The sequence below is a fragment of the Microcystis sp. LE19-41.2A genome (genome assembly GCF_027530405.1).
GTDB classification, from domain to species: Bacteria; Cyanobacteriota; Cyanobacteriia; order Cyanobacteriales; family Microcystaceae; genus Microcystis; species Microcystis aeruginosa.
Map to the genome: position 1 here is coordinate 1 of NZ_JAPZQJ010000408.1, position 7,252 is coordinate 7,252.

The following is a 7,252-nucleotide window of genomic DNA, read 5'->3' on the forward strand; positions in this document are numbered from 1 at the left end:
TGAGGTGGCCAATTACCTAATTTTCAGGGAAAAAGTCCAGGAATTTTCCCCCCGATCCCCGCAATGGCTGGCACTTTTTGAGGGGAAAAAAGTCCAAAAGTCTTATCCAACAAGGTTTTTAGATTTATTCAGCAAGCCCTACTTAAACAAAATGGCAATGCTTCAACAGAGCGCCTTCAAGTAGGGGATGATATTCTTTTTCGGAGATAGTATAGGCCCCAAATCTAGCCAGATGGGGATTTTGCATTTGGGCATCAAATAGACAGAAATCCCGTTCTCTGAGGTGTTCGACTAACTTGACCATGGCTACCTTAGAACCATCGGGAATTTGATAAAACATCGATTCCCCGATAAAAACCCCGCGAATTGCTAAACCTAAAATCCCCCCCGCTAATTGATCCCCTTGCCAAGTCTCGAAACTGTAGGCCCAACCGGCCTGGTGTAATTGCTGATAGATTTGCATTAACTCCGGGGAAATCCAAGTCAGCGAGCGATCGGCACAACCGGCACAAACCCCAGCAAAATTGCGGTTAATAGCCACGCTAAAGCGATTTTGATTCAAAACTCGTTTTAGGGACTTGGGATACCTAAAACGCCGATCAAGAGGGATAAGAGCGCGATTTTTACTAGAATACCAATCCAATCTGCCCCCCTCATCGGCCATGAGAAAGTAACCGCGTGCGTATCCTTGTATAATAGAGGCGGTATCCACGAATCCCCCCAAGAACTCAGTCTCGTAGCCTGATAATTCTCTAATTATGCCTGATCATCCCGCAGCAATTCCGCCCATTACTTTACCACCGATCGAAAATCCCCAACAGGAACAAACTTGGTTGCGAACCGCTTTACATCGTTGGTTAGATGCGGAATTTATTCCCGAAGCTATTAATGAAACTATCGCTGAACGCGCTAGTCAAATTTTTCTGCGTCAGCGTTTGGAAGGGGAAAACGATCTCGGTAGCTTGGTAATTGCGATCGTTACCGAGATGCAAGCTTTTGATTTCCGCGAAAGTTTTTATAGTGAATTTGCCATCGCTAACGCTGTCAGTGATTTAATTTTAGATAGTTTAGGGATCGATCGCTGTTGTGGGCAAAGTTAGACAGTTTTTCTTTGTTATTGGAGTTTAATTTCTATTAGCTGCTCTGCTAATTTTTTTGTACGAATGGAGTACTGTTCATTTAAGAAGTTAACAAAATCTTCTTCGGGATGTGCCACGACGATGTTACTGTAGTTTTGGGCTAATTCCTTGAGATTGAGTTTTCGCCGCCAGGATTCCACATCGCCATCCTGAAATAATTGAAACTTAACTTGATCGTTAACTAAATAGGATAATGCCAAAAAGAAACTAGGGGTATTATCGCTGATAACTATCGGCTTGGTCATGGAGTTTAAAACAGGGGCGATTTCTAGATTAACTCCACTGGCTGTACCTCTTTGATCGTCTAAACCCGCATCAGAAGTTAACCCGAGAAATACACCTGATACTATACCTAGTAGCAGGAAAATTAGCAAGATTTGTTGTCCTAAATAGTGAAGCCAATTTTTTGGGGACTTTGAGCCGATATAACTGGCAATCAGGTAGGATATAGCCATCTGCATTCCCAGAAAAACTGGTAGATAATATCTGGCTTGTAGGGAGCGGATCGATGGTTTGAATAAATCAGGTACAATTTGAAACAGTGTCGGAACAACAATCAAAGTTATGAGGAATAACCAAACTTTCGGCGAAGTGTATCGGATGAGATGGTAAAGAGAATAGATCGCTAATAATAAAATTAATAGATGAAAAGCCGATTCTAATCTGCCTTTGCGGTGAAAGAAATCCACGAATACATGACCAGCATGACGGAATAAGGTTTGAGATATTTCGATGATATTAGTCTTAAACTGTCGATAGTATTGGGTGTTGCGATCAATTTTGTCTAGGTTGCTAAAAATCACGAATAGCCAAGGGCTAAATAAAACTAAGCTGCCAACACCTGCCAATACATAGCTAACAACTGTTCTTGTAATTTTCAATCTCTCTAGAAGAATCACATATAAAGCTTGGGCGATGGCCACAGGAGCAGAAAATAAATGAGTATAACAAGTCAAGGCTAAACTGAGGCTATACCAGAGCCAACTTTTAAGCGTATTTTTACGGATTGCTCGCAAAAGAGTGATTGCCGATAAAAGAATTGACAGTGTCCAAAGACTATACTGGGTAGTATTTTGAGCCACGAGCATCTGAAAGGGAGAAACAGCGAATAAAGCGATCGCTATCCAGCCCGTTAGGGAGGAATCGAACAATTCTAGGCATAACCAATAAAGGCAAGGAATGACTAAGATGCTTAAGAAAATCGAGAAAGTTCTGGCCGAATGTTCGATGGGGATTAACTGCATCCAGAAGCGCGCTGACAAATGGTATAGGGGAGGATGTTCTGGATTCCCCATCAGAGAGCGCAAGGCATCGGATAGAGAGCGTTCGGAATGAGGATGTTGAAAATATTGTAGGTCTTTCCTGCCAATAATTTCACCGTTAAAAGCCTGCTCCCGTACGTCTTGAGTCGTGTATCCCGAAAAACGCATAATACTTCTAACTTCATCGGCACTATAGACTTTTTGCTCTAAATTGAAAAATCGTAGGCCAATTCCGATTAATAAAATAGCAATGATCAAAAACTTTCCGAAATTAGCGGCCAATCGATCGGGTAAATATTTTCTCTGATCCATCATAAGTTTATTTGTCCGTAGGTCATCAATCGACAACAATTTACTGATAGTTGCTTTAAAAGTTTAATTAATTTCCAACCCAGCGATCTCAGCGATTGTATAGGCTGGTCTGCCCTTAACTTCTTCGTAAATTCGCCCGATATATTCCCCTAATATGCCAATACCGATCAATTGTACCGAACCCAAGAAAAACACAGCGATCAAGATAGTAGCTAAACCGGTAACGGGAGAGTCGGGTTGCTGTAAGCGCCAGTAGAGAACCAGTAAAGCCATCAACAGGGCAATTAAAGCGGAAAATAAGCCTAAATAAGTGGAAATACGCAGGGGAATCTTAGAAAAAGACACCAAGCTATTAATCGCTAAAGCTAGGGATTTTTTAAAAGTGTATTTGACTTCGCCAGCAAACCGGGGATCCCGCTCAAATTTAACAGCAGTTTGTCGGAAACCAATCCAAGCGCGCAAACCGCGAATATAACGATTCCGTTCTGGCATAGAATTTAATACGTCCACTACCTGACGATCCATCAGACAAAAATCCCCCGTGTCCGCAGGGATATCCACGTCGGCTAATTGTCGCAGCAATCTATAGAAAACGTAGGCAGTTAGGCGTTTAAACCAACTTTCTTTTTTCCGTTTTGTTCTCTGGGCGTAAACCACATGATAACCTGCTTGCCAAGACTCAATCATTTTGGGAATCAATTCCGGTGGATCCTGCAAGTCGGCATCGAGGACAACAATAACTTGACCCCTAGCAAAATTAAGTCCTGCCGTCACTGCTGCCTGATGGCCAAAGTTACGAGCAAAGCTAATGTAACAGACCCTAGCATCTCTTTCCTGTAGTTCCCGCATTAAATTTAAGGAACGGTCCCGACTGCCATCATTAATCAGAATCAGTTCCACAGAATCATCTAAACTATCCATGACGGCACTGACACGGCGATAGAGTTCTGGAATGGTTTCTTCCTCGTTATAAATCGGGATAATTAGCGAATATTTCGGCATTTTCGAGAGGTTGAACGGACAACAGCCGTGTTTTTATGGCGGCTGCTACGCTCTAAATATTCTGCTAAAGTATCCCTTTTGTCAACTTAATAGATTACTGCTAGACAGTGCCTTTAAATTGCCAAGGAATGATCGAGCGTTGCTTGCCGACGTAAACAATTCCAGTAGGATGCATAGAGATCCGTCTGTTGACCGCGCAGAGAAGCGATCGCAGGTGCAGCAGGAAAAGGCCAGAGACGATCAAAAACCACTTCTCGATGAGCCAGACGAAACTGTAGCAAATAAACGGAAGCAGGAGCCTGTAAATTATCCAGTAATTGCGCTGCCAGCCGATGTAAAGACTTAAGACTCTCTCTTTCCAGACTAATCGGTTGACTGTAGGCGTTGGGGATCATGCCTTCTCCGATTACCTCACCGTATTCTAAACCCTTAGATGTCACCGTGATCGGCAACCAAAGATCCCCAAAAGAAGAATCTCCCTGACTGGTTTTATAGTGCAGGGTATGGGCAACCCAAGCGCGTCTTTCTTCGATATCCCGACAAGCTTGATAAACTTTTTTACCAGGAAAATTCACCCAATTGGGTAATTGAATTGTTAAGGGACACCAGATTAAATTATTCTGGCTGGTTTTACCCGACTCCATTTTTGACCACAAGGAAGCCGTCCCCGTCACCTCCACCGCCAAGGATTTAGGAACCGCATTTTTTAAGGCAATCACCATTTTTTCGGTAACGGGCGATAGGCGAGACATCTGACCACTGGCCTGAGCTTCGGCATTAACGAGAATGATAACTTTGTCCATTTCTTCTTGTGGGTTGGGTGAACTTGAACGATCAGCGGTGAGGTTGGTTAAGAATGCGAACTGACTGGGGTTCAATGCTTCTGTAGTCGCCATGGCAAAAGCTATTTCTCTGGATTTTAGCGAATTATACAAGAGCGCAACTGGTTTTTACGGATTTTTTCCACAACAACCAGATTCAAGGCGGGATTTTGCTGCTCCCCCTCATAGAATACCTTAAGTAATCAGTGATCACTGATCACTGATTACTGATTACTCAACTCTGAATAACTGGTAACTGATCACTGAAATTACTCGTCTTCGGCGAAAATAAAGCGAGTTAGTTCACTAGGATCGGGTTCGGGGCTAGATTCGGCAAATTTAACCGCTGCCTCGATTTCAGCTTGAATTTTCTCCTCGATTTCTTTTAATTCCTCTCTCGTGGCCAGATCTCGTTCGTAGAGGTAGGCGGCAAAGCGAGTGATCGGATCTCTTTCGCCCCAGAATTGTTTCTCGTCAGCACTGCGTAACTCGTCGGGATCTGCCAGAGAGTGACCCCGGAAACGATAGGTTAAGGCCTCAATCAAAGTCGGCCCCTCACCGGCGCGGGCGCGGGCTACAGCTTCTCTGGCGGCGGCATGAACGGCGACCACATCCATACCGTCCACTTCCACACCGACCATACTAAAAACACTGGCTTTTTTATAGATTTCCGGTTGAGAAGTGGCTCGATCGTGGGCCATACCGATCGCCCACTTATTATTTTCCACCACATAGATAATCGGCAACTTCCAGAGGGCGGCCATATTCAGACACTCAAAAAACTGGCCATTATTACTCGCCCCATCCCCAAAGAAACAGACCGTTACCTGATCGGCACTGGCATCAGCCATGGCTTCCCGACGGTATTTACTTTGAAAAGCCGCCCCGGTTGCGACGGGAATCCCCTCGGCCACAAAAGCGTAACCCCCTAAAAGCTTATGTTCGGCGGAGAACATATGCATGGAGCCGCCCCGTCCTTTACTACAGCCCGTAGCTTTGCCGAATAACTCCGCCATTACCTCTTGAGCGGGAACTCCGGCACTGAGGGCGTGGACGTGATCGCGATAGGTGCTAGAAACGTAATCTTCTCCCTGACGCAAGGCTTTAATAATACCGCTAGATATCGCTTCTTGACCGTTGTAGAGGTGGACAAAACCGAACATTTTGCCTCGATAATACATTTCGGCACATTTATCTTCAAACATCCGCCCCAAAACCATATCCTCGTATAGGCGAAGACCTTCAGCTTTGGTAATAACGATGGAAGCAGGATTAAAGGTTGGTAAAGTACGTTCGGAAATCATAGGGTCTGTAGTATCATTTAGACAACAAAAAGGCAAGGGGAGAGGAAGCGGTAGATTTTTCGAGAATTCTGGCAGTGAATTTTTTAGGCTTAAACCAAGGGGTTCTTGGTATTTTCTCTCTCAAATCTAACCTTAGTCAGTCAGAGATTGGCTAGGATAAGATGGTATCTTGTTATTTTACTCGCTCCGCTCTCACTTACATCACTTAATTCACCTTAGATGTCGGCAGGATGCCCCCGTTACACCCTACGGGTTGGCGGCGGAGGAATGCCGACCAGTATAAAACGCGCGTAGCGCATCGACTCTAAATATGTTATGCTTCCTGCTGGTGAGTTTTTTGAGGCCGTGGAACAAGTCCTGACGCTAGTGATCAAGCTTCAAGTATGTAGCGAACAACAACAAGCGCTGTCCGATACCTGTACGGCTTTTGCGTCGGCTTGTAGCTGGATTAACGAGAACGTCAATCCCCGGCTGACTAACCGGAACTCGATTCAAGCCGTCTGTTATCAGGACGTTAAGGATCGGTTCGGATTGACGGCTAACCACGTTGTCAGAGCTTGCGGTCGGGTGGCGGCTAATCGTTTGACAGCAAAACTTCAAGGGAAGAAGGTCAAGAACTTTGCTCCAACAAGTTTCGACTGTGACGCTCGAACCTTCCGTTTCGTCGAGAAAGATTGGGCGATTACTGTTAGCACCACGGGGAAACGGTTAACCATTCCCCTGAGAGCGAGCAATTACCATCGGGGGAAACTTACCTGGCAAAATCCGACCTCCGCTCAAATCTGCCTACATCGTGACGGCGGTTGGTATGTCCACATCCAACTAAAATCGGAACCGCCGAAACCTATCAACGCGGATAACATTATCGGGGTCGATTTCGGCCGTCGTGACATCGCGGTAACATCAACCGATCAATCGTGGTCGGGGGAGGGAATCAAGGAAACGAGGGATAAATACAGTCGCGTTCGAGCTTCTCTGCAAAGGAAAGCGTCTCAAGGCACTAGATCCACCAGGCGTAGGTGTCGGGAGATCTTGAAACGGCTATCGGGGCGGGAGAGAAGATACCAAGCGCACTTAAATCATCGAAAATTTGGGTTGAAAACCTCGCCCTTTAGGGCGACTTTATGTTAGCATTAAATTGAGTCGTTGACTTTGGGAACGCAGGAAACAAGCGACACTCCGTAATCCCTAAATCTCTAACCATCACTGGTACAAAAGCTTTCATCGTAAGTCCACATGGTAAGAGCGAAAAACAATTAAATACTGTGGGACACACAGAAATTTACGCTTGGGGAGTAGTCTTTAAGAGTGCTTACCTTGTAGGTGTAGTCGGACTAGACATGAAACTGTAAGACCAAAATTAGCTTTGCTAGTAGCGGCAAGATTCAGCCCAAGAATCTCCGCACTTTTAG

Annotated in this window: 7 protein-coding genes and 1 pseudogene; 3 read left to right on the forward strand and 5 right to left on the reverse strand. The window is 45.0% G+C overall.

Going from position 1 to position 7,252, the window contains the following annotated elements; translation table 11 throughout:
• Positions 1-184: hypothetical protein (locus O9290_RS16605; RefSeq protein WP_288028200.1), on the forward strand; the 184-nt coding region annotated here is incomplete at its 5' end.
• On the opposite strand, the gene aat is transcribed toward O9290_RS16605, so the two are convergent.
• Positions 143-724 (reverse strand): leucyl/phenylalanyl-tRNA--protein transferase, encoded by a 582-nt coding sequence (gene aat / locus O9290_RS16610; RefSeq protein WP_071825075.1) that lies wholly within the window; start codon positions 722-724, stop codon positions 143-145. The genes O9290_RS16605 and aat overlap by 42 nt on opposite strands.
• A 34-nt stretch (positions 725-758) precedes the next feature.
• Between aat and O9290_RS16615 the strand changes: the two genes are divergently transcribed.
• Positions 759-1,100: a DUF8822 family protein gene (locus O9290_RS16615; RefSeq protein ID WP_002761061.1), complete on the forward strand. Its 342-nt coding sequence runs from the start codon at positions 759-761 to the stop codon at positions 1,098-1,100.
• A gap of 14 nt (positions 1,101-1,114) precedes the next feature.
• Here the strand turns inward: O9290_RS16615 and O9290_RS16620 are convergent, their stop codons facing one another.
• The 4 genes from O9290_RS16620 to pdhA all read right to left on the reverse strand — a co-directional run bounded on the left by O9290_RS16620 (position 1,115) and on the right by pdhA (position 5,840).
• Positions 1,115-2,716, reverse strand: coding sequence for a glycosyltransferase family 39 protein (locus tag O9290_RS16620; RefSeq protein WP_288055775.1), 1,602 nt, complete (start codon positions 2,714-2,716; stop codon positions 1,115-1,117).
• Positions 2,717-2,776: 60 nt separating this feature from the next.
• Positions 2,777-3,715, reverse strand: a complete 939-nt coding sequence (locus O9290_RS16625; RefSeq protein WP_004162712.1) for a glycosyltransferase family 2 protein — start codon at positions 3,713-3,715, stop codon at positions 2,777-2,779.
• 113 nt (positions 3,716-3,828) lie between these two features.
• Positions 3,829-4,611, reverse strand: coding sequence for a hypothetical protein (locus tag O9290_RS16630; protein ID WP_002761059.1), 783 nt, complete (start codon positions 4,609-4,611; stop codon positions 3,829-3,831).
• A gap of 194 nt (positions 4,612-4,805) precedes the next feature.
• The gene (pdhA, locus tag O9290_RS16635; protein WP_288026686.1) at positions 4,806-5,840 is read right to left on the reverse strand and encodes a pyruvate dehydrogenase (acetyl-transferring) E1 component subunit alpha; all 1,035 of its coding nucleotides are present in this window, start codon (positions 5,838-5,840) and stop codon (positions 4,806-4,808) included.
• Between the two features lie 315 nt (positions 5,841-6,155).
• Between pdhA and O9290_RS16640 the strand changes: the two are divergent.
• A pseudogene (locus tag O9290_RS16640) lies at positions 6,156-6,923 on the forward strand (nuclease/transposase family protein); the annotation flags it as partial.
• Between the last annotated feature and the right edge of the window lie 329 nt (positions 6,924-7,252).